General features: G+C 69.9%; 18 protein-coding genes. 11 read left to right on the forward strand and 7 right to left on the reverse strand.

Features of this window, described 5'->3' with window-relative positions; genetic code table 11:
• Window positions 1-12: 12 nt before the first annotated feature.
• The 4 genes from ABT367_RS02990 to ABT367_RS03005 all read right to left on the reverse strand — a co-directional run bounded on the left by ABT367_RS02990 (window position 13) and on the right by ABT367_RS03005 (window position 5,130).
• Window positions 13-1,638, reverse strand: a complete 1,626-nt coding sequence (locus ABT367_RS02990) for a glycoside hydrolase family 13 protein (protein WP_352248932.1) — start codon at window positions 1,636-1,638, stop codon at window positions 13-15.
• Between the two features lie 128 nt (window positions 1,639-1,766).
• Window positions 1,767-2,627 carry a carbohydrate ABC transporter permease gene (locus ABT367_RS02995; RefSeq protein ID WP_352248996.1) on the reverse strand — a complete coding sequence of 287 codons (861 nt, stop codon included), beginning with the start codon at window positions 2,625-2,627 and terminating at the stop codon, window positions 1,767-1,769.
• A gap of 151 nt (window positions 2,628-2,778) precedes the next feature.
• On the reverse strand, window positions 2,779-3,717 hold the full coding sequence (locus ABT367_RS03000) for a carbohydrate ABC transporter permease (protein WP_434975385.1): 939 nt from the start codon (window positions 3,715-3,717) through the stop codon (window positions 2,779-2,781).
• Window positions 3,718-3,795: 78 nt separating this feature from the next.
• Window positions 3,796-5,130 (reverse strand): ABC transporter substrate-binding protein, encoded by a 1,335-nt coding sequence (locus ABT367_RS03005; RefSeq protein ID WP_352248934.1) that lies wholly within the window; start codon window positions 5,128-5,130, stop codon window positions 3,796-3,798.
• A gap of 500 nt (window positions 5,131-5,630) precedes the next feature.
• Here ABT367_RS03005 and ABT367_RS03010 point away from each other — a divergent pair, with 500 nt between their 5' ends.
• Together ABT367_RS03010 and ABT367_RS03015 are read left to right on the forward strand one after the other, a co-directional pair.
• A complete protein-coding gene (locus tag ABT367_RS03010) occupies window positions 5,631-8,663 on the forward strand; it encodes a CARDB domain-containing protein (RefSeq protein WP_352248936.1) in 3,033 nt (1,010 codons plus the stop codon).
• 88 nt (window positions 8,664-8,751) lie between these two features.
• Window positions 8,752-8,946, forward strand: a complete 195-nt coding sequence (locus ABT367_RS03015) for a hypothetical protein (protein ID WP_352248938.1) — start codon at window positions 8,752-8,754, stop codon at window positions 8,944-8,946.
• A gap of 239 nt (window positions 8,947-9,185) precedes the next feature.
• Here the strand turns inward: ABT367_RS03015 and ABT367_RS03020 are convergent, their stop codons facing one another.
• Genes ABT367_RS03020 through ABT367_RS03030 form a run of 3 tightly spaced genes read right to left on the reverse strand, consistent with a single transcriptional unit; the run spans window position 9,186 to window position 11,397 of the window.
• Window positions 9,186-9,857 carry an ABC transporter gene (locus tag ABT367_RS03020; RefSeq protein WP_352248940.1) on the reverse strand — a complete coding sequence of 224 codons (672 nt, stop codon included), beginning with the start codon at window positions 9,855-9,857 and terminating at the stop codon, window positions 9,186-9,188.
• Complete coding sequence (locus ABT367_RS03025; protein WP_352248942.1) at window positions 9,854-10,684, reverse strand: ABC transporter ATP-binding protein; 831 nt, start codon at window positions 10,682-10,684, stop codon at window positions 9,854-9,856. The genes ABT367_RS03020 and ABT367_RS03025 overlap by 4 nt, the downstream gene beginning before the upstream one ends.
• A gap of 32 nt (window positions 10,685-10,716) precedes the next feature.
• A complete protein-coding gene (locus ABT367_RS03030; protein WP_352248944.1) occupies window positions 10,717-11,397 on the reverse strand; it encodes an AIM24 family protein in 681 nt (226 codons plus the stop codon).
• A 111-nt stretch (window positions 11,398-11,508) separates the two neighbouring features.
• Here ABT367_RS03030 and ABT367_RS03035 point away from each other — a divergent pair, with 111 nt between their 5' ends.
• From ABT367_RS03035 to ABT367_RS03075, 9 genes are all read left to right on the forward strand, one after another.
• A complete protein-coding gene (locus tag ABT367_RS03035; protein WP_434975386.1) occupies window positions 11,509-12,237 on the forward strand; it encodes an aminoacyl-tRNA hydrolase in 729 nt (242 codons plus the stop codon).
• Between the two features lie 191 nt (window positions 12,238-12,428).
• Window positions 12,429-13,649, forward strand: coding sequence for a PQQ-binding-like beta-propeller repeat protein (locus tag ABT367_RS03040; RefSeq protein ID WP_352248946.1), 1,221 nt, complete (start codon window positions 12,429-12,431; stop codon window positions 13,647-13,649).
• 296 nt (window positions 13,650-13,945) lie between these two features.
• On the forward strand, window positions 13,946-14,533 hold the full coding sequence (locus tag ABT367_RS03045; protein ID WP_352249002.1) for a TetR/AcrR family transcriptional regulator: 588 nt from the start codon (window positions 13,946-13,948) through the stop codon (window positions 14,531-14,533).
• A gap of 156 nt (window positions 14,534-14,689) precedes the next feature.
• Complete coding sequence (locus tag ABT367_RS03050) at window positions 14,690-15,124, forward strand: hypothetical protein (RefSeq protein WP_352248948.1); 435 nt, start codon at window positions 14,690-14,692, stop codon at window positions 15,122-15,124.
• Window positions 15,121-15,729, forward strand: coding sequence for a TIGR03086 family metal-binding protein (locus ABT367_RS03055; protein ID WP_352248950.1), 609 nt, complete (start codon window positions 15,121-15,123; stop codon window positions 15,727-15,729). Before ABT367_RS03050 ends, ABT367_RS03055 begins: the two co-directional genes overlap by 4 nt.
• A gap of 112 nt (window positions 15,730-15,841) precedes the next feature.
• Window positions 15,842-16,609, forward strand: coding sequence for a DUF4142 domain-containing protein (locus tag ABT367_RS03060; protein ID WP_206343798.1), 768 nt, complete (start codon window positions 15,842-15,844; stop codon window positions 16,607-16,609).
• Window positions 16,610-16,790: 181 nt separating this feature from the next.
• Window positions 16,791-18,101, forward strand: a complete 1,311-nt coding sequence (locus tag ABT367_RS03065; RefSeq protein WP_352248952.1) for a DUF692 domain-containing protein — start codon at window positions 16,791-16,793, stop codon at window positions 18,099-18,101.
• A 4-nt stretch (window positions 18,102-18,105) separates the two neighbouring features.
• Window positions 18,106-19,089 (forward strand): TIGR04222 domain-containing membrane protein, encoded by a 984-nt coding sequence (locus tag ABT367_RS03070; protein WP_352248954.1) that lies wholly within the window; start codon window positions 18,106-18,108, stop codon window positions 19,087-19,089.
• 206 nt (window positions 19,090-19,295) lie between these two features.
• Window positions 19,296-20,051 carry a TIGR04222 domain-containing membrane protein gene (locus tag ABT367_RS03075; protein ID WP_352248956.1) on the forward strand — a complete coding sequence of 252 codons (756 nt, stop codon included), beginning with the start codon at window positions 19,296-19,298 and terminating at the stop codon, window positions 20,049-20,051.
• Window positions 20,052-20,089: the final 38 nt, after the last annotated feature.

Here is a 20,089-nt window from a genome sequence, read left to right on the forward strand (position 1 = left end):
GCCGGTGTCAGGTCACCGGCGGAGCCATACGGCCGTATCGACCGGCAGTCGCCCTTCGGCGTCCAACGGGCCGCTGGCGAGCAGGAGTTCCTCGTGCGACGGCAAGGCGGCGGGGGCGGCGGAGAGGTTCACCACGCACACCAGCGCATCGGTACGGGCGAAGGCGAGGACACCGTTGTCGGCGGGCAGCCAGGTCATCGGGCCGTCGCCGAAACCGGGCACCGAGCGGCGCAGCCGGAGCGCCGTGCGGTACAGGCTGAGAATCGAGTCCGGGTCGGCGCTCTGGCGGTCCACCGCGTACTGCGGCCAGTACGCGGGCTGCGGCAGCCACGGCTCCGTATCCGAGCCGAATCCGCTGTGCGGTTCGGTGGACACCCAGGGCAGCGGCACCCGGCAGCCGTCGCGGCCCGGGTCGGTGCCGCCGGAGCGGAAGTGCATCGGGTCCTCGATGCGGCTCAGTGGGATGTCGGCCTCGGGCAGGCCCAACTCCTCGCCCTGGTACAGGTATACGGAGCCGGGCAGGGCCAGCGTGAGCAGCGCCGCGGCGCGGGCGCGACGGGTGCCGAGCTCCAGGTCGGTGGGGGTGCCGAAGGCCTTCGTGTCGAAGTCGAACGCGGTGTCCTCGCGGCCGTAGCGGGTGACCGTGCGCGTCACGTCGTGGTTGCACAGGACCCAGGTGGCCGGGGCCTTGACCGGCGCGTGCTCGGCGAGGGTGTCGTCGATGGTGCGGCGCAGCCGGCCGGCGTCCCAGGGGCAGGCGAGGAAGTTGAAGTTGAAGGCGGTGTGCAGCTCGTCGGGGCGCAGATAGCGGGCGAAGCGCTCGCTGTCGGGGAGCCAGACCTCGCCGACGAAGATGCCGTCGTACTCGTCGGCTATCGCCCGCCAGGAGCGGTAGATGTCATGGATCTCGTCCTGGTCGATGTACGGGTGCGGGTCGACGCCCTCGGTGAAGTCGGGCAGGTCCGGGTGCTTGGTGAGCAGGGCCGCCGAGTCGATACGGACGCCGGCGACGCCGCGCTCGAACCAGAAGCGCAGCACGTCCTCGTGTTCGCGGCGGACCTCGGGGTGCGACCAGTTGAGGTCGGGCTGCTCGGGCGCGAACAGGTGCAGGTACCACTCGCCGTCGGGCACCCGGGTCCAGGTGTCGCCGGAGAACTGGGACGGCCAGTTGTTGGGCGGCAGTTCACCGTTCTCGCCGCGTCCCGGCCGGAAGTGGAAGCGCTCCCGCTCCGCGCTGCCGGGGCCCGCCGCGAGGGCGGCCTGGAACCAGGGGTGCTGGTCGGAGAGGTGGTTGGGGACGATGTCGACGATCGTCCTGATCCCGAACTCGGCGGCCTCCGAGATCAGCTTCTCGGCCTCGTCGAGGGTGCCGAAGGCGGGGTCGATGGTGCGGTAGTCGGCCACGTCGTAGCCGCCGTCGACGAGAGGCGAGAGATACCAGGGCGTGAACCACACGGCGTCCACGCCGAGTTGGGCGAGATACGGCAGGTTCGCACGGACACCCGCGAGGTCCCCCGTACCGTCGCCGTCGCCGTCCGCGAAGCTGCGTGGATAGACCTGGTAGATGACGGCGTCTCGCCACCAGTCGTCGGTACGGGACGGCCCATCGTCGGTGCGGGACGATTCAACAACTGCCACGGGAGGTCCTTTCGGGCAGGTGGGGACTCCGCCGCCGGTCATAGCGGGGGCATGGAAGTGCTGACCGGCGGCGGAGTGCTCTATCGATGGAGGCAGGGCGGTGAAGGGTACGGGCCGGCCGGTGCGGGTCAGCCCTTGAGGCTGCCGGCCGTGAGGCCCGCCATGATGCTGCGCTGGAAGAAGAAGAACACGATGATCATCGGGATGCTCGCGATCACCAGACCGGCCATGATCTGATTCTGCGAGACGGCTCCCGCGGTCTGCGACAGACCCACGCTGAGCGTCAGCTTCTCGCTGTCCGGCAGGACGAGCAGCGGCCAGAGGAAGTCCTTGAAGACCATCACGATGGTGAAGATGGAGACCACACCGAGGATGGGCCGCGAGATCGGCAGGATGATCGAGACGAGCACCCGCCAGGGCGGTACGCCGTCGATCTCGGCGGCTTCGAGGATCTCGTCGGGAATCGAGTCGAAGAACCGCTTGAGCAGGAAGATGTTGAAGCCGTTGGCGGCCACCGGGAACCAGATCGCCCAGGGCGAGTTGAGCAGCTGCCAGCCGAAGATCGGCACATCGGTGACGGTGACGTACGCGGGGATCATCACGACGATCGGCGGGATCATCAGCGTGGCCAGCATCGCGCCGAGGATCATATTGCCGAACATCGGCCGGAGCTTGGACAGGGCGTACGCGGCGGTGACGTCGACGGCCAGGGCGAAGAGCCAGGCGCCGACCGCGTAGTACAGGGTGTTCTGCAGGAGCGTGCCGATGTCGAAGAGCTCCCAGGCGTCCGAGAACACGGAGTAGTCCGGGTTCTCGGGCCAGAGCGTCGGCGGCATCTGGGCGATCTCCTCGCCGGACTTCATCGCGCCGGTGACCATCCAGTACAGCGGGAAGACGAAGACCAGGGTGAAGACGGTGAGGACGGCCGCGAGCACGGCCCAGTAGATCCTCGCCCCCCAACGGGACTTGAGTTCCAGCGGCGAGACGATCGTGCGCGCGTGCCCGTCGGCCCAGGCGGCGCGGCGCCGCCTCTTCCTGCGGTGGGCACTGGGCGGTGTCGCCTTGCGGGGCCCTTCCGGCGCCTCGGGCTGTGCTGTCGTGTGCAAGGTGCGGGCTGTGTCGGCTGTGTTGGCCACGGGGCTACCTCTTCTCGTCGCGGGTCAGCCGGAGCTGGACTGCGGCGACCGCAAGGAGAACGATCATGAGCATCACGCCGAGCGCGCTGCCGGCGCCGTAGTTGCCGCCGTAGACGAAGGCGTACTGGTACATCAGGAAGGCGACGGTGACCGTCGCGTTCTCGGGTCCGCCGCCGGTGAGCTGGTAGGGCTCGATGAAGACCTGCATCGTGGCGACGATCTGGAGCATCAGCATGAGCAGCAGGATCAGGCGGGTCTGCGGGACGGTGACGTTCCAGATCCGCTTGAAGATCCCGGCGCCGTCGAGTTCGGCGGCCTCGTAGAGATCACCGGGGATGTTCTGCAGCGCGGCGAGGTAGATCAGTACGCCGGCGCCCATGTTCATCCAGGTGGAGACCAGCACCAGGGAGATGAGCGCGGTGTCCGTGGAGTCGAGCCACGCGAGCGTCGGCAGGCCCACGGCGTCGAGCACATAGTTGAACAGGCCCGGACCGGGATCGTAGAACCACTTGAAGAGCAGCACCGAGACGATCGGCGGCAGCATCACCGGCAGATAGACCACGAAGCGCAGGTAGCCGCGGGCGTGCCGCAGTTCGTTGAGCACGATCGCCACCGCGAACGGGATCACATAGCCGCAGACCAGGGCGAGGAACGTGAAGGCGACGGTGTTCTTCCAGGCCTGTCCGAACGCCGGGTCCTCCACGACCGTACGGAAGTTGTCCAGGCCCACCCACTTGGGTTCGTCGACCAGATTGGTCTCCTGGAAGCTCATGATGATCTGCCGGATCATCGGCCACCACGCGAACAACGCGAAGCAGAACAGCGCCGCACACAGGAATCCGTACGCGGTGATGTTGGTCCGTACCGCCCGTTTCCGCTTCGAGGGTGGCCTGCGACGTGGCGGCCTCGCCGGCCGTTTCGCCTGCAGGGTCATTGTGTCCATGGTGATCTCCCGTTCCCGCCCGTGGTGCGGGGTGCCGCGCTCCGCCGACAGCGGATGCGGCACCCCTGATCCGCGACGTCAGCCCTGCGCAAGAATCTTGTTGGCCTTGGTCTCGGCGTCCGAGAGCAACTTGTCGATGTCCGCGTTCTCACGGGTGAGGACCGCCGACATGGCCACGTCGAGCACCGCGTACAGCTCCTGCGCCTTCGGCGGCTCGAGCTTCGGGGTGACGCTCGTCGCCTTGTCGATGTACGTCTGGTAGTTCTCGACCGGGAGGCTCGCGTTGTCGTTGCGGAGCTTGATGATCTCCTTGCCGGTCGGCGAGTCGCCCATGTAGTCGTTGTTGGGCACGCCCACCGGGTCACCGTTGGCCTTGCCGCGCGCGTAGTCGTGCCGGCCCTTGCCCGGGGTGTTGAACTGGAAGTCGATCCACTGCATGGCCGCCTTGGTCTCGGCGGCGTTCGCCTTGGGGTTGATCATGTAGGCCTCGCCGCCGGTCAGCGACGCCTTGCCCTCGGGGATGCCGGTGATGCCGTAGTCCTCGACCTTGCCCTGGAACTTCTGCACCACGTCGGTGACGACATCGGGCGCGCCGAGCATCATGCCGGTCTTGCCCGCGCCCATCTGCTGCATCAGCGACTCCCAGCCGATGAGGACCTTGGAGCCGGTGCTGTTGTCCTCCCAGCGCATGTCGTGCAGGGTCTGCAGCACGGCCTTGCCCTCGGGGCTGTTGAACGCCGCCTTGCCGTCGACGACCATCTCGCCGCCGCGGCTGAAGATGGACTGCGCGAAGTGCCAGCCGCCGGTGTTGCCGCCGCCGTACTCGCCGAATCCGACGTGGCCGTCGCCCAGGTCCGCGATCTTCTTCGCGGCGGCGCGGACCTCGTCCCAGGTCTGCGGCGGGGTCTCGGGGTCGAGACCGGCCTTCTCGAAGAGCGCCCGGTTGTAGACGAGTCCGACGCTGTAGTTCACGTTGGGGACGCCGTAGACCTTGCCGCCCTCGGTGACCATGTCGCGGGCTTCCTGCTTGATGTCACCGTAGTTCTTCACGAGGTTGGTGACGCCCGTGATGTCCTTCGCCTGCTTCTTGGCTATGACATCCGCGTAGTTGGTGACCGGCACGACGAACACGGTCTCCATCTGACCGCCGGCGATCTTCGCGGCGAAGGTCTTCGGGTCGTAACACGGCTGCTGGTCGGTGCTCTTGACCTTCACGCCCGGGTGCGCCTTCTCGAACGCGGCGACGTCGTCGTCCCACGCCTTGCGCGTCTTCGGCGCGGTCTTCGCCGGCTGGCAGGCGACGGTGATGGTGACTCCGCCTCCCGCATCGGACTCCGAGTCGCCGCCGCAAGCCGTGGCGGTGAGAACAAGGCCTGATGAGATCAGGAAGATCGCGAGGTTACGGGGCTTCATTACGGCTCCTCTGGGTGACGCCCAGGGCACTGCCCTGATCGGTGCGTCACATTAGGACGACGAGCAGGGGTACGCAAGATTTCGATCCAAGATTGCAAGATTACGACTGCGTCACGAGCCGCTCGCTGTGACGAGCCGTCAGACCTGACCCTTGGCAAGGTTCGCGCCGCCGAAGGCCTGTTTCAGGCCAGTTGATCCACCCCATCGCCACCCCATCAGGCAATTCTCGCACCGAGCCCCGTCGCGTCATTGCGTGGGCGGCCCCGCAAGTTGCGAGGCCACTTCGGATGACCGGACGGCAAGGCGCCGCAGGGATCCCCGGCCGGCGGCATACAGATCACGCCCGCTCCACACGGTGATCCGATGTTCCAGAGAGCTGTCGAATATTTGCAATATCTCGCCGACATCTTGTGCTCCTCTGGCCGCGCTGCTTGAGTGTGCGGCCGTAGGAGCCCGGGCCGCCCCTCCCCCAACCCCCCATCAGGAAGGCGCACCCGCAGATGACGCGAGCAAGACAACGCAACAGACGGCTGCTTGCAGCATGTCTCGGCGCCGGGCTGATAGCCGGCGCACTCGCCCCGACGGCCGTGGCAGCGGCCGCTCCCCCCAAGGCCGCGCACGCCGCGAAGGCCCCACACTCCGCGAAGGCCGCGGCGGTCACCAATCTCGCCGTCGGCAAGCCGATCGAGGCCTCGTCCTCGATCCAGAACTACTTCGCGACCAACGCCAACGACGACTCCACGAGCACGTACTGGGAAGCGGGCGCTCACCCGTCGACGCTGACCGTGAAGCTCGGTGCGGACGCCGAGCTCTCCTCCGTGGTCCTCAAGCTCAACCCCGACCCGGCCTGGTCCAAGCGCACCCAGACCATCGAGGTCCTCGCCCGCAAGCAGGGCGAGCAGAGCTTCACCTCGGTCAAGGCGGCGGCCGACTATGTCTTCGATCCCGCCGCGAACCAGAACTCCGTCAGCATCCCGGTCTCCGGGCGCTACGCCGACGTCCAGCTGAAGATCACCGGAAACACCTCCGGATACGCCGGCCAGATCGCGGAGTTCCAGGTCAACGGTGAGCCCGCGCCCAACCCGGACCTCTCCGTCTCCGGTCTGACCTGGTCGCCCACCGCTCCCAGCGAGAGCGACGCGATCACCGCGAAGGCGACGGTACGCAACACCGGCAACGCGGCCGCCACGGCGACCACCGTCGACGTGAGCCTCGGCGGCACCGTGGCCGGAACCGCCCAGGTGCCCGCGCTCGGCGCCGGTGAGTCCGCGCCGGTCGATGTCGCGCTCGGCAAGCGGGCGCAGGGCAGCTACACGGTGTCGGCGGTGGTCGACCCGCTGGACACAGTTGCCGAGCAGGACAACGACAACAACAGCATCACCGCCGAAGGCAAGCTCACCGTCGGACAGACCCCGGGCCCCGATCTGGAGGTCACCGGGATCAGCTCCAACCCGTCGTCTCCCGCCGTCGGTTCGAACGTCTCCTTCTCCGTGAAGGTCCACAACCGCGGCACCTCGGCCGTGAGCGCGGGTTCGGTCACCCGCCTGACCGTGGGCGACAAGACCTTGAACGGGACCGCACCGGCCATCGCCGCGGGCGCCACCGAGACCGTGGAACTGACCGGCACCTGGACCGCGACCAGCGGCGGCGCCACGCTCACGGCGACCGCCGACGCCACGGACACGGTGGACGAGACCAACGAGGACAACAACGTCTTCGCCCGCTCCATCGTCGTCGGCCGCGGCGCCGCCGTCCCGTACGCCGAGTACGAGGCGGAGGAGGGCCGCTACGAGGGCACGCTGCTCGAAGCGGACGCGGAGCGCACCTTCGGCCACACCAACTTCGCCTCGGAGTCCTCCGGCCGCAAGTCGGTACGGCTCAACTCGACCGGTCAGTACGTGGAGTTCACCTCCACCAGCGCGTCCAACTCGATCGTCGTACGGAACGCGATCCCGGACGCGCCCGGTGGCGGTGGCCAGGAGAAGACGCTCAGCCTGTACGCGGACGGCCAGTTCGTGCAGAAGGTGAAGCTCTCCTCCAAGCACAGCTGGCTGTACGGGAACACCGACCAGCCGGAGGGTCTGACCAACACCCCGGGCGGTGACGCGCGCCGGCTCTTCGACGAGTCGCACGCGCTGCTCGCGAACACCTACCCCGCGGGCACCAAGTTCCGGCTCCAACGCGACGCCGGTGACGACGCCGCGTACTACATCGTCGACCTGATCGATCTCGAGCAGGTGGCGCCGGCCGCGTCCAAGCCCGCGGAGTGCACCTCGATCACCGAGTACGGCGCGATCCCGAACGACGGGATCGACGACACCACCGCGATCCAGAAGGCGGTGACCGCCGACCAGAACGGTGACATCTCCTGCGTGTGGATTCCGGCGGGGCAGTGGCGTCAGGAGCAGAAGATCCTGACCGACGACCCGCTCAACCGGGGGCAGTTCAACCAGGTGGGCATCCGCGATGTCACAATCCGCGGTGCGGGCATGTGGCACTCGCAGCTCTACACGCTCACTCCCCCGCACCAGGCGGGCGGGATCAACCATCCGCACGAGGGCAACTTCGGTTTCGACATCGACGACAACACCAAGATCTCGGACATCGCGATCTTCGGTTCGGGTCAGATCCGCGGCGGCGACGGCAACGCGGAGGGCGGCGTCGGGATCAACGGGCGGCTCGGCAAGGGCACCAAGATCAGCAACGTCTGGATCGAGCACGCCAACGTCGGTGCGTGGGTCGGCCGCGACTACTCCAACATCCCGGAACTGTGGAACCCGGGCGACGGCCTGGAGTTCAGCGGGATGCGGATCCGCAACACGTACGCGGACGGCATCAACTTCACGAACGGCACCCGGAACTCCACCGTCTACAACTCGTCCTTCCGTAACACCGGGGACGATGCGCTCGCGGTCTGGGCCAGCAAGTACGTGAAGGACACGTCGGTGGACATCGGCCACGACAACGTGTTCCGCAACAACACCGTCCAGCTGCCGTGGCGGGCCAACGGCATCGCGGTGTACGGCGGTTACGGCAACAAGATCGAGAACAACCTGATCAGCGACACCATGAACTACCCCGGCATCATGCTCGCGACCGACCACGACCCGATCCCGTTCACGGGCCAGACGCTGATCGCGAACAACGGTCTGTACCGCACGGGTGGGGCGTTCTGGAACGAGGACCAGGAGTTCGGCGCGATCACGCTCTTCGCGCAGGGTCCGAGCATCCCCGGGGTCACGATCCGTGACACGGACATCCACGACTCGACGTACGACGGCATCCAGTTCAAGACGGGTGGCGGCGAGATGCCGGGCGTGAAGGTGGAGAACGTGACCATCACCAAGTCCAACAACGGCTCGGGCATCCTCGCGATGGGCGGGGCGCGCGGCAGCGCGACGCTGACGAACGTCGACATCAGCGATTCCCGTGACGGCGACATCCTGATCGAGCCCGGCTCGCAGTTCGTGATCAACGGGGCGGGCACCACTCCGGCCGCGTCAAGGGTGGGACAGCAACTGTCCGGCCTGTGATCTGACGATCCCGTTCGACCTGTCGCCCGGATCCGCACCTTGGGTCCGGGCGACAGTGGTGTTCCGGGCACGGATCTACGCTGGAGGCATGTCCGACGACAACTACTGCGCCCCATCCGTTACGGAGGGGGAGGCGCCCACCCCCGAACAGCCCGCCGGCCCGCCGTTCGCGGAGTGTGTGCTGTGCCGCGAGCCCACGGAGCACCCGGAGTCGACGAAGGGGATCACGCTCTGCCCCGTATGCGAATGGCGGGAGGCGGAGCGGACGGCTTGCTCGGGGTGAGGCCCGCGGTGCACTCCCAGGTCTCTGCCCTCGGCAGAGCCCAGGCCATACCTCCGCGCCGGCCGCCACCATGGCGGGCATGGGAAGGACATCGTCGTACGCCAGGGCGGCTTCACGGTGGACGAACTGGTCGACTTCCCCGGCGCGCACGATTGCTCGGTGTGGGAGTCCGCTGACGGGCCGGTGCGGCAACCCGCCGCGTGGGCCGCGACCTGACGCGACTGACCGCCGTACGCCCCCTACGTGCGCCGCGCGCTGAGCCGGCACGACACGGCCGCCGCTCCCGCTGCGGCGATCACGGCTCCCGCGAGCGGTAGTACGGACAGCGGTGGCTCGCCCGTACGGGAGCCGCTGATCAGAGCCGAGACGGCGGCGCGCGCCGGGGAGCCGGCGGTCACCAGGAGGAGTAGCGCCCCCAGGCACAGCGCCGCCAGGGACAAGGCCCTGGCGCGCAGCACCGGCCAGGTGCACAGGGCGCCCAGGGACGCGCCGGTCAGGGTGCAGACCGCGGCGGCGAGCAGGCCGGATACGAGGGCGCCGGGCAGGGGGACCGCCACGGTGTGGTCGGTGCTGTGGGCGTCGCCCAGCACCACCGTGAGCACCGTGCCGAGCACCCCGAGCAGTCCGGCGGCCGCCAAAGCCGTGAACAGGACGGCGAGTTGGGCCCGCGAGGGGCCGCCCGCCGCCGTGGCGGTGACGTGTCGGGCCGCGGGCGGTTCCTGGGTGGCGCAGATACGGACAAGCCAGGCGGCGACGGGGAGGAGGGCAGCCGCCGCGTAACCGAGCGAGTCCAGCAAGGGGTCGCCCATGCTGACGCCGACGGCGAGCAGCGCCCCGTACAACACGGCGGGCGGGAGCCAGCGTTGGGAGCGCAGGAGGAGAGCGGCGTGGTAGCCGAGCAGTGCGGTCATCGTTCCCGGGCGGCTGGTGGGTGGACGCGGTGGATGTGCCAGGGGTCGGCCGCCGTGAGCAGGGCGCGCAGGAGCGCGTCCGAGTGGGCGGCAGGGACGGTGAGGCGGACCGTACCCGAGGGGTCCGTCTCGTGGGATACCTCGGGGGGCAGCCCCTCGGGCAGATTGGTCCCGGGCGGGGCCTCCGCGTCGATCCGTACCCGGGGCGTCCCCTGCCCGGCGGGGATCAGCGACGTGCCCGACACCTCGTACGCCGCCGAGACCGCACCCGCGAGCCGGCGCGGATCGTGGTCGACGAAGAGCACCGAAGCACCGCCGGCGACCCGCTCCGTCACCACCTCGTCCAGCGCGTCACGGGCCTCGGCGTCCAGCCCCGTCCACGCCTCGTCGAGCACGAGCAACTCCGGCTCGGCGAGCAGCGCCTGGGCCACGGCGACCTTCTGGACCGTGCCTTTGGAGAGCTCGGCCAGCGGTGTGTCCCCGTGGGCCCGCGCGCCGAAACGGTCCAGCCAGTGTTCGGCCCGGACGCGTGCCGTACGCCGGGACAGACCATGGACGCGGCCGAGATGGGTGAGATAGCCGTGGGCCGTGAAGGGGAGTGCGGGCGGGAAGCGTTCGGGGACGTACGCCGTGCGCGGACGGCCCTCGATCCGGCCGGCGTTCGGCGCGTCGATCCCGGCCGCGAGCCTCAACAGGGTTGATTTCCCGGTGCCGTTGGCGCCCGCGACACGGGCCAGGGTGCCGGCGGGCAGCGCGAGGCCGACTCCGCGCAGCACCCAGGGTCCGCCGAATCCGTAGCGTCGCCCGACCTGGTGGAACGTGAGCATCGGTCAACGGGCCTTCGAAGGGGTCATGGGCATCAGTGTGCCTTCGGCTGGGTGGCGGGGGCCTCGCTGGGCCGGACGATGACATAGCCCTCGCCCTCGAGCTTAAGCTGCACGGCCTCCCCGGAACCGCCGCGCACCATCGAGCCGATGCTCTGCGAGCGGTGCAGGGAGGTGTGCAGCTGGGTGTTCCAGCCGACCACGGCGTCGGTGTCGACGAAGACGGGGGCCTGCGGCGAGACGGGGATGACGATCGGCTCGCCCTCGCAGATCACGCCGAGTTTGCCCTGCCCGGTGAAGACGCTGTTGAAGAGACCGCCCCCGGCGATGCCCGATCCCTTCACGGTCTTTATCTCGTACGAGAGCGTGGGATCGAAGCACAGGACATTGCGCCCGTTGATGGTGAGCGCGTCACCCGGTTCGACATCGACGATGAAGCAGTTGGCGGCCTGCTGGGCGAGCCACACCTCCCCCTGACCGCGCACCGCCATCAGCGGCAGCCCCTCACCGGTGACGGCGCGCTTGAGCATGCCGCCGATCCCGCCCTGCCCCTTGTGCTCGAACTGCAGACTTCCGCGGTAGGCGACCATGGCGCCCTGGCGGGCGAACATCTCACCGTTGACCACGTACTTGATCGACTTGGAGTTCTGCAGGCTCATCCCCGGCACGGTGGCCGGCTGAGCCATGTGCTGCGCGGCAAACAGGTCGCTTTTCATGCTCCGCATCCTCGCGCGCGGCTTTGTTGCCGCCAAGAGACCGAAGGATGAGGCCGGCAGACTTTCGTCCAGCCTTCGGAAGTCCGTATCGCTCCTGGCAGACTGGGGTGCGTGAGCAGCGAGAACCCCACCCCGGGCACCGGACCCGACAGCCCCTTCCAGCACGAGAACATCAGCCGCGACGAGGCGCCCCAGTTCGTCCTGCCGCTCGTCCTCCACCTGGAGAAGACCGCTCCCCCGGCGCGCACCGACGCCCTGGAGACGGCGGCGCGCGCGGTGCTCGTGATGCTCAGCGATCCGCGCTCGCTCGACGACGGGGAGTGGGCGCAGCTGATGCGGGACTGGCAGGACGCCCGGATCCGCAAGGTGGTCCGCCGGGCTCGCGGCGCGGAGTGGCGCAAGGCCTCCGCCCTGCCCGGCCTCACGGTCACCGGCAAGTCCGCCGAGGTCCGCGTCTTCCCGCCGGTCCCCCTGGACGGCTGGCCCAAGGAGCTCGCCAAACTCCAGGTCTCGGGCACGGAACTCGACGACCCGGAACCGCCCGCGGACCCCGATCTCACGGGGCCGGTCCTGTGGATGAGCCCGGATGTCGACATGTCGGCGGGCAAGGCGATGGCGCAGGCCGGCCACGGCGCCCAGCTCGCCTGGTGGGAGCTGTCGGACACCGAGCGCGGCGACTGGCGCGACGCGGGCTTCCCGCTGGCGGTGCGCACGGCGGCCGGGGACGAGTGGGCCGCCCTGACGACGAGCGGTCTTCCGGTCGTACGGGATGCGGGCTTCACGGAGATCGCGCCGGGTTCGTGCACCGTGGTGGCGGACCATCCCGCACTGCGGCGCTGACCTGGCCGCCCCCTACCGCGGCCGCACCCCGCGCCGGCCGGACCGCACCTCGCCGCCGCCTGGCCGCGACGGGACCTCAACGTGCCGTACCGGTACCGGAGTCGAGGACCTGAGGATGCGCAGGGACGGCTTCCCGTGATCGTCGTACCGCTACTCTTCCCCGGCATCGGTCCTTCTGGGGGGAGAGACATATGTCCGAGGACAGGGCGCCCGATTCGGTCTGGCTTCCCAAGCGCCGCCTGCGTGCGCTGAAGCCGGTGTGGGAGGCCCAGCACGCGGGTCCCTCCGACTCCGAGGCGCTGGGCTCCTGGCACTGCGAGGGACTGGTCGTCCGGGCCACCTTCGACCGGCTGCGCGCCTTCGACACGAGCACCGGCAGGCAGCGCTGGGTCTGGGAGGTACCGGGACGCGACGTCCTGTCGGCCATGGCCGGCCAAGTCGTGGACGGTGTCGCGCTGGTGGCCCACTGGCCCGACACGTACGACGGTGCGAAGAGCGCCGGTGTCACCGCCCTCGACGTGAGGTCGGGGCATGAGCTCTGGTCGGCGCAGCAGAACCTCGACGAGCTCTGGGGCGGCACGTCCGGTCTCAGGCACGGCACCGTGGCCCTGTCGCGGGATCGGGCGATGGTCGCCACGGGAGAGGGGGTCGTCGCCCTGGACAGCCGGACGGGCCGGACCGTGTGGACCGTGCCGCACGGTCCGGCGCGCGGGGCGAGGATCGGGGCCGCAGAAGACCGGCTCGTTCTCGTCACGCAGCAGGCGGACGGCGCCACCGTCACATCGGTCGACACCGCCGACAAAACCGTGCTCTGGCAGCGGCCGGTCCCCGTCGACGGTCCCATCGAGGAGGTGGAGATCGCCGCCGTGGATCCCTTGCTGCTCGCGGTTCGAGGTGAGGGCCGGCGCGGCCGGAACCATGTGCTGCACCTCGACGCGGACGGCCGTACGGTCGCGGAGATCTCGGAGGCCGACGGCACCTCGCTGCTGCCGTACGGCAGTTGGTGCCTCGCCGACCGGGGACGCCAGGTCATGCGGTCCGGGGACACGCTGATCGCGTACCTCAAGTCACCGGGGTACGACCACGTGGGCCGGCTTGCGGGCTTCTCCCTGTCGACGGGGCGGCACCTGTGGACATGGGACGACGGGTGGGGCATCGACGCGCTGACCTGGCACCGCGGCTGTGTGGTCGCTCTGCGCCATCACGAGGAAGTCAGCGAGGGGACGCACGTCGGGTGGCGCTGCGACACGTATGTGCTCGACCCCGCCGACGGCCGTAAGGTGGCACGGCGCCGGCTGCGCGTGACGGCGGACGAGCCGTACACGGTGCATCTGGACGGCGGCCGGATCCTGTGGGTCGACAACAAGAGCCGGCACGGCACACCGCCGGTGAAGGCGTACGACTGGCGCTGAGCACGGCTTCCCGCTCTCCCGCGCCACCGCTTAGGGTGCACAGGACAGGAACAGTCCTAGTCATGGGGTGCGCGCAGGTGAGTCAGGCACATCGCGACGGCCGGTCCGAAGCCGCGACCGGCAACGGTCGGGCCGAGACGGCGACCCGCGACAGTCAGGCGCAGGCGACGACCCGCGACGGTCAGGCCGAGACGGCGACCCGCGACAGTCAGGCGCAGGCGGCGACCCGCGACAGTCAGGCCGAGACGGCGACCCGCGACGGCCGCGTCGAACGAGGCAACCGCACCCGGCGCCTCGTGCTCCGCCGCACCGTCGACATCGCCTCCGTCGAGGGGCTCGAAGCGCTCTCGGTGGGCCGGATCGCCACCGAGCTCGGGCTCAGCAAGAGCGGCGTGTTCGCGCTGTTCGGGTCCAAGGAGGAGCTGCAGCTCGCCACGATCCGGGCCGCAGGACGGATCTACAGCGACGAGGTCCTCGCCCCCGTGGCCGAACTCCCCGCCGGCGTGGGCAAGGTGGCGCGGCTGTGCGAGGGGTGGTTGCGCTATTCGCAGGGACGGGTGTTTCCCGGCGGGTGCTTCTTCTACGCGGTGATGGCCGAGTTCGACGCACGTCAGGGCCCCGTCCACGACGCCGTGGTGGAGTCCCTCACCGTATGGATGGCCTACGTGGAGGGACAGGTCGCCGAGGCACGCGAGGCCGGTGACCTGATCCCCGGCACCGATCCGGCACAGCTCACGTTCGAGCTGGTCGCGCTCCTCGAGACCGCCAACGCCCATTCGCTGCTCAACGGGGATCCGACGCCGTACGAGCGCGCCCGCACCGGGATCGTCGCAAGGCTGCGCTCGGCGGCGACCGATCCGGAGCTCGTACCGCATATCGCTTGAGACGCACCACCGCCTGAAACGCAGAGACGCACTCCTGAGACGCACCTCTGAGACGCGCCCCGAGACGCACCTCACCTGAAACACCCCGCAGTTGGCCCCTGAATCACTGCACGCAAACAAGTAGCACGATCGGTCGTTTAGTTTTATGGTGAGGGCATGGCCACTCGACTCCTGCGCAGCCGCTGGCAATCCGGCCCCGTACCGCTCTCGCTCTGCGGAGCCCACATCAGCCTCACCGACTTCACCGCCACGACCCATCCGCAGGCCGCCGCCGTCGCGCTCGCGGGTCTGCGCCTGCGCCGCACCTGGCGCAGGACTCCCGGCGCCCTCGGCATGTGGCTCTGGGCCGATGTCCTGGGCCGGCGCTCCGGCGCGGTGTCGGTGTGGCGCGACGAGGTCGCCCTCAAGGAATTCGTGGGCCGGCCCGACCACCTGGAAATCGTCCGGTCCCACCGGGGGCGCGGAGCACTGCGCGCCACCGCCTGGCGGGTCGAGGACTTCGAACGCGACGCGGTCTGGGACCGGGCCCGCGCCCTGCTCACCGGCACAACTCCCTGGCCTCATGGGCCCGTTCACCTGGAGGACGCGTGACCACGAACTACGTCGAACTCGACCGTATCGCCGCGAACGAAACGCTGCGCCTGGTCCGCGGCGCCGACGACAAGGACTGGGAACGGCCCACTCCCTGCAGCGAGTGGACCCTCTTCGGCCTGGTCGCCCACCTGACGGCGCTCAACCACGGCTTCGCGGCCGCCGCACGCGGCGAGGGCGGACTGCCCGCACACTGGCGGACGCCGGAGAACTTCGCCGCGGATCCCGTCGGCGCGTACGGCGCCTCGGTGGCGGCGCTCCTCGTCCCGTTCGCCGAACACGGCGGTACGGAACGGGAGTTCGTGCTTCCGCAGCTGGGCGGCGCCTTCCCCGGACGCGCCGCCGTCTCCTTCCATCTGCTCGACGTCGCGGTCCACGCGTGGGACCTGGCGGTCACGCTGGGCACCACGCCTCAACTGCCGCCCGCCGTATGGGAGGCGGTCCTGCGGGGCGCTCGCCGGATCCCGGCCGAAAGCCGGGCGCCGTTCTTCGGGCCCATGACGCAGCCCGAGCCGGACGCCGGCCCCCTCACCGCGACCCTGGAACTGCTCGGCCGCGACCCCCACTGGTCACCGGACGACCAGGAAGCGCCACGGTCCCTCTGAACACAACACCCCGGCATTGCGTATCTCTCAATACCGCCAAGTAGGTTGAACGGCCGGTCAGTTGGCGGTTGGTTCGTGCGGGAACGGCGCACTATCCCGGGAGGCACCCTTGCTGCGGCGCGTCAATGGAACGGCCCTCATCATCGCGGCACTCGTGGCGACGCTCGGCGCGCTCGCCTTTCCGGTCTGGTCCTACGCGGACCGCTCGGGCACCGGGCAGGCCAATGTCGACGCCGGCACGGTCTCCACGCAGTGGGGGCCGCTGACCGCGACCGACCGCGACTTCATAGTGAAGGTCCGGCTGGCAGGGTTATGGGAACTGCCCGCCGGACAGCAGGCGATCGAGCGCGCGCCCACCGCGTCGATCAAGGAGTGCGGCGACCATCTCGTGGTCGGCCACACCGATCTCGACCGGCGGGTGCGCTCGGTCGCCGCGCAGCTCAACATCGAGCTGCCCAATCAGCCCAACGACCAGCAGCAGGGCTGGCTGAACGAGCTGACGGACGCCCAAGGCGTGGAGTACGAGCGGAAGTTCGCGAACCTGCTGCGCAATGCGCACGGCAAGGTGTTCGCGCTGATCGCCGAGGTGCGGCACACCACCCGCAACACCCTCGTACGCCAGCTCGCGACCGACGCCAACCAGACCGTGCTCGACCACATCACCATGCTGGAGCGCACCGGACGCGTCGACTTCGACGGGATCGCCGACGAGGCCGCCGGCAAGCTCACCGCGAGCCCCACCGGTCCCCCGCCGCCCTCGAACCCGGTGCCCTCGGCACCCCCGGTCTCCCCCACAGCCGACGACAAGTCCTTCACGTCCCGGCCGTCCGCGCCCGGCCCGTCCGACATCAACACCTCACGCCCCGAGCCGGAGGACTGACCAGGCACTTTCCACTTGACCCGACCGGGTGATCCCGTCGCCCGAAACCTCAAATCAACCTCTGAACGTCCCCTGAAGTGGATTCACCGCCGTACGCCGGGGCCATGACACCTGCACACAGCACAGCGTCGTGCTCCAGGAAACGGACAGGTGCGAGCCGCAGGAGCAAGGGGGGCGACAGATGAAGCAACGTCCACAGTTGGGTACGGGGATCGGCTGGCGACCGGAGATCGCGGAGGGCATCGACCGGATGCCGGGGATCGACTGGGTGGAGGTGGTGGCGGAGAACATCTGCCCCGGCCACCTGCCCGAGCCCCTCACGCGGCTGCGCGAACGCGGCGTGACCGTGATTCCGCACGGTGTCTCGCTCGGACTCGGGGGCGCCGAGCGGCCCGACGCCGGCAAGCTCACCGCGCTCGCCGAGCGGGCCGAGGCCCTGGGCGCACCGCTGGTCACCGAGCACATCGCGTTCGTACGGGCCGGGGGCGAGCGGACCGCCTCCGCGGCCCTCGAGGCCGGGCATCTGCTGCCGGTGCCGCGCACGTGGGACGCCCTCGAAGTGCTCTGCGAGAACGTACGGATCGCGCAGGACGCCCTGCCGGTGCCGCTCGCCGTGGAGAACATCGCCGCGCTCGTCGCCTGGCCGGGCGAGGAGCTGACCGAGGGGCAGTTCCTGACCGAACTGGTGGAGCGCACCGGCGTACGGCTGCTCATCGATGTCGCCAATCTGCACACCAACCACGTCAACCGCGGCGAGGACCCGGCCAAGGCCCTGTCCGAGCTGCCGGTCGAGGCCATCGCGTACGTCCATGTCGCGGGCGGCTTCGAGCGGGACGGCGTCTGGCACGACAGCCACGCGCACCCGGTGCCGCAGCCGGTGCTGGACATCCTGGCCGACCTGGCCTCGCGGATCACTCCGCCCGGTGTGCTCCTGGAGCGCGACGAGCACTTCCCCGAGCCCGCGGAGCTTGAGCGCGAACTCGACGCCATCCGCGAGACGGTCCGGGTCAACCGCCCGGCCGCACCCGTCACGTCCGAGCCGCCGCAACCCGCCGCGCCGACCGGCGCGTCCACCGAACCGGCCCGCGACCGCCTCGCCCTCGCCCAGACCTCGCTGCTCTCGGCGCTGGTGGCGGGGACGCCGGCGCCCGAGGGCTTCGACCGGCAGCGGCTCGCCGTGCAGAGCCGGGCCCTGATCGGCAAGCGGGCGGACGTGGTCGCGAAGGTCGCGCCCGAACTCCCGGTGATCCTCGGCGACACGTACCGGCCGGCCTTCCTCTCGTACGCGCAAAGGCGGCCCATGACCAACGGCTACCGCCATGACGCGCTCGACTTCACGGAGCACCTGCTCGCGGACGGCAAGCCCGAAGACCCGGTCACCCGGAGGGAATTGACCGACTGGTGGCTGGACCGCGTGGGACCGAAGCCGCTGTCGCAGCGGCCGGTGGCACGGATCGCACGACGCGTACGACTGGCACTGGGAAGGGACTGACCGCATGGAGATCTTCGCGTACATCATGGCCATGGCGGTGGGCCTGCCCAGCCTGGTCTGCCTCGTCCGCCGGGTCGCCGACCGCCCCGCGCCGACGCCCGCCGCCCATGTCGGCGACGTGTACGAGGCCGCGTTCCTGACCGCGGGACCGGGCCGCGTCGCGGACATGGTGCTCGCCGGCCTGGCCTCGGAGGGACGGATCGAGATCCGCGATCCGGGCATCGTGGCGGTACGGGAGTTCGCACCGCGCGACCGGGTCGAAGCGGCCTTCCTCGACGCGTTCCGTACCGCGTCGACCAGCTCGCTGTACTGGCTGCGGGTCGCCCTGATGCGCAGCGAAGCCGTGCAGGCGATCGGCGACTCTCTCGCCGGCCGCGGTCTGACGCTGCGGCCGAGCGACCCGAAGCCTCCGTCGCGGCGCGCACCGGTGCTTTCCGTGATCGGTCTGCTGCTGTGCGTCTGGGCGCTGTTCGTCCCGGTCGCGTCCATCGTGCTCGCGGTCTTCGGCCTGATCGGCCTCCTCCTGGTCGTCGCCCGGCCGCGCAAGCGGGTCACCCCCGCGGGACGGGCCGCCCTGGCCGCGTACCGCCGCGCGTACGAGACCTCCTTTGACCTGAGGATCCAGATCGCCTTGCACGGACTGTCCCGTATCCCGGACCGCGAGTTGTTCGTGCTGCTCAGCAGCTCCTCGCGGCCGGGTGCGCGCTACCAGAGCACGGCGCCACCGGCGTACACGGACTCGAGCGCCGGCCTTGCGGTCGCGGTGGTCTGGTGCGGCGGCGGTTCCGGCCACGCATCCTGCGGCGGCTCGTCCTGCGGCAGTTCCGGGGACTCCGGGTGGTCCACGGGCGGGGGCTCGGGCTGCGGCTCCTCCGGTGGGTCGAGCTGCGGATCGTCGTCCGGTGGCTCGAGCTGCGGGTCCTCGTCGTCCGGCGGATCCTCCTGCGGCGGCGGGGGCGGCGGCTCCAGCTGCGGCGGCGGCTCGTAGACGGAGGGACGAGGAAACGCGAGTCCGTCGGCTTCGGGCAGGGACGCCACTTCGGGTACGCACTCCACTTCGGGTACGCACTCCACCCGAAGCCGACGGATACTGGGGTGTAGCGGAACACCGCTTGGTCACATTTACGTCACTCGCTGTCCGCATAATGAACAACCCATGGCGCGCAGCCAGTTGCGTCCCATAGAAACACCGCCATGTTCTGGGTCCCCTTCCTCCTCCTCGCCTGGGCCTTGGCAGGCATCACCTGCCTGAGGCTCTGCCTCGTCGCGAGCCGCGGCGCCGGCCGGCCCGACGCTCCGCGCCCCGACGCCGAGCTGAGCATCTACGAGGCGGCCTTCCTCTCCGGCGGCCCCGACCGCGTGGCCGCCCTGGCGATGATCGCGATGGCCCGCCAGCGCCGGCTGCTGCTCGCGCACACGGGCTGGGCCACCGTCGTGGACCCGGACGGCAAGGACGACCTGGAGCGTTCGGTGCTCGGCGCGATCGGGCCCGCGGGACAGTCGCCGATAGCCCCGGTACGGCACAGCACGGCCGGCGGCGAGGCGGTACGCCGGCTCGCCGAACGCCTCACGTCCGCCGGACTCGCCGTACCGGACACAGCGCGCGGCGGCATCGAGGCCGCGGTGCGCCAGGTGCAGGCCGCGGCGCTCGCGGTCGTCGCGCTCGGCGCCCTGTCGCTCCTGATGTGGCCCGACCACGAGGGCAGCATGGGCCCGTTGGTGGCATGGTTCCTGCTCCCTCTGATCCTGACCCTCGGCTGCCTCGCGATAGCCCGCTTCGAGGTCCACCCGTACACCCGCTGGGCTTCGTCCGAGGGCCAGCACCTCCTCGGCATGCTGGACACCGACCGCCCCGACGACGAGCGCGGCTTCCTCACGGCGGTGGCGGTCCGTGGCCCGCGCGCCGTGACGGACCCCGCGCTGCGAGCCGCGTTCGGCGACGGCCGATGAGCTGACGGCCGAAGGGGGTTTCCCTTCCCCGACCTCAT

The organism is Streptomyces mesophilus (genome assembly GCF_040300965.1).
GTDB lineage: Bacteria > Actinomycetota > Actinomycetes > Streptomycetales > Streptomycetaceae > Streptomyces > Streptomyces mesophilus_A.

Coding starts and splice junctions, on each gene's coding strand:
- ABT367_RS03000 (WP_434975385.1), bottom strand. CDS start 3,717: ATGGACACAATGACCCTGCAGGCGAAACGGCCGGCGAGGCCGCCACGT.
- ABT367_RS03005 (WP_352248934.1), bottom strand. CDS start 5,130: ATGAAGCCCCGTAACCTCGCGATCTTCCTGATCTCATCAGGCCTTGTT.
- ABT367_RS03010 (WP_352248936.1), top strand. CDS start 5,631: ATGACGCGAGCAAGACAACGCAACAGACGGCTGCTTGCAGCATGTCTC.
- ABT367_RS03015 (WP_352248938.1), top strand. CDS start 8,752: ATGTCCGACGACAACTACTGCGCCCCATCCGTTACGGAGGGGGAGGCG.
- ABT367_RS03020 (WP_352248940.1), bottom strand. CDS start 9,857: ATGACCGCACTGCTCGGCTACCACGCCGCTCTCCTCCTGCGCTCCCAA.
- ABT367_RS03025 (WP_352248942.1), bottom strand. CDS start 10,684: ATGCTCACGTTCCACCAGGTCGGGCGACGCTACGGATTCGGCGGACCC.
- ABT367_RS03030 (WP_352248944.1), bottom strand. CDS start 11,397: ATGAAAAGCGACCTGTTTGCCGCGCAGCACATGGCTCAGCCGGCCACC.
- ABT367_RS03040 (WP_352248946.1), top strand. CDS start 12,429: ATGTCCGAGGACAGGGCGCCCGATTCGGTCTGGCTTCCCAAGCGCCGC.
- ABT367_RS03050 (WP_352248948.1), top strand. CDS start 14,690: ATGGCCACTCGACTCCTGCGCAGCCGCTGGCAATCCGGCCCCGTACCG.
- ABT367_RS03065 (WP_352248952.1), top strand. CDS start 16,791: ATGAAGCAACGTCCACAGTTGGGTACGGGGATCGGCTGGCGACCGGAG.
- ABT367_RS03070 (WP_352248954.1), top strand. CDS start 18,106: ATGGAGATCTTCGCGTACATCATGGCCATGGCGGTGGGCCTGCCCAGC.
- ABT367_RS03075 (WP_352248956.1), top strand. CDS start 19,296: ATGTTCTGGGTCCCCTTCCTCCTCCTCGCCTGGGCCTTGGCAGGCATC.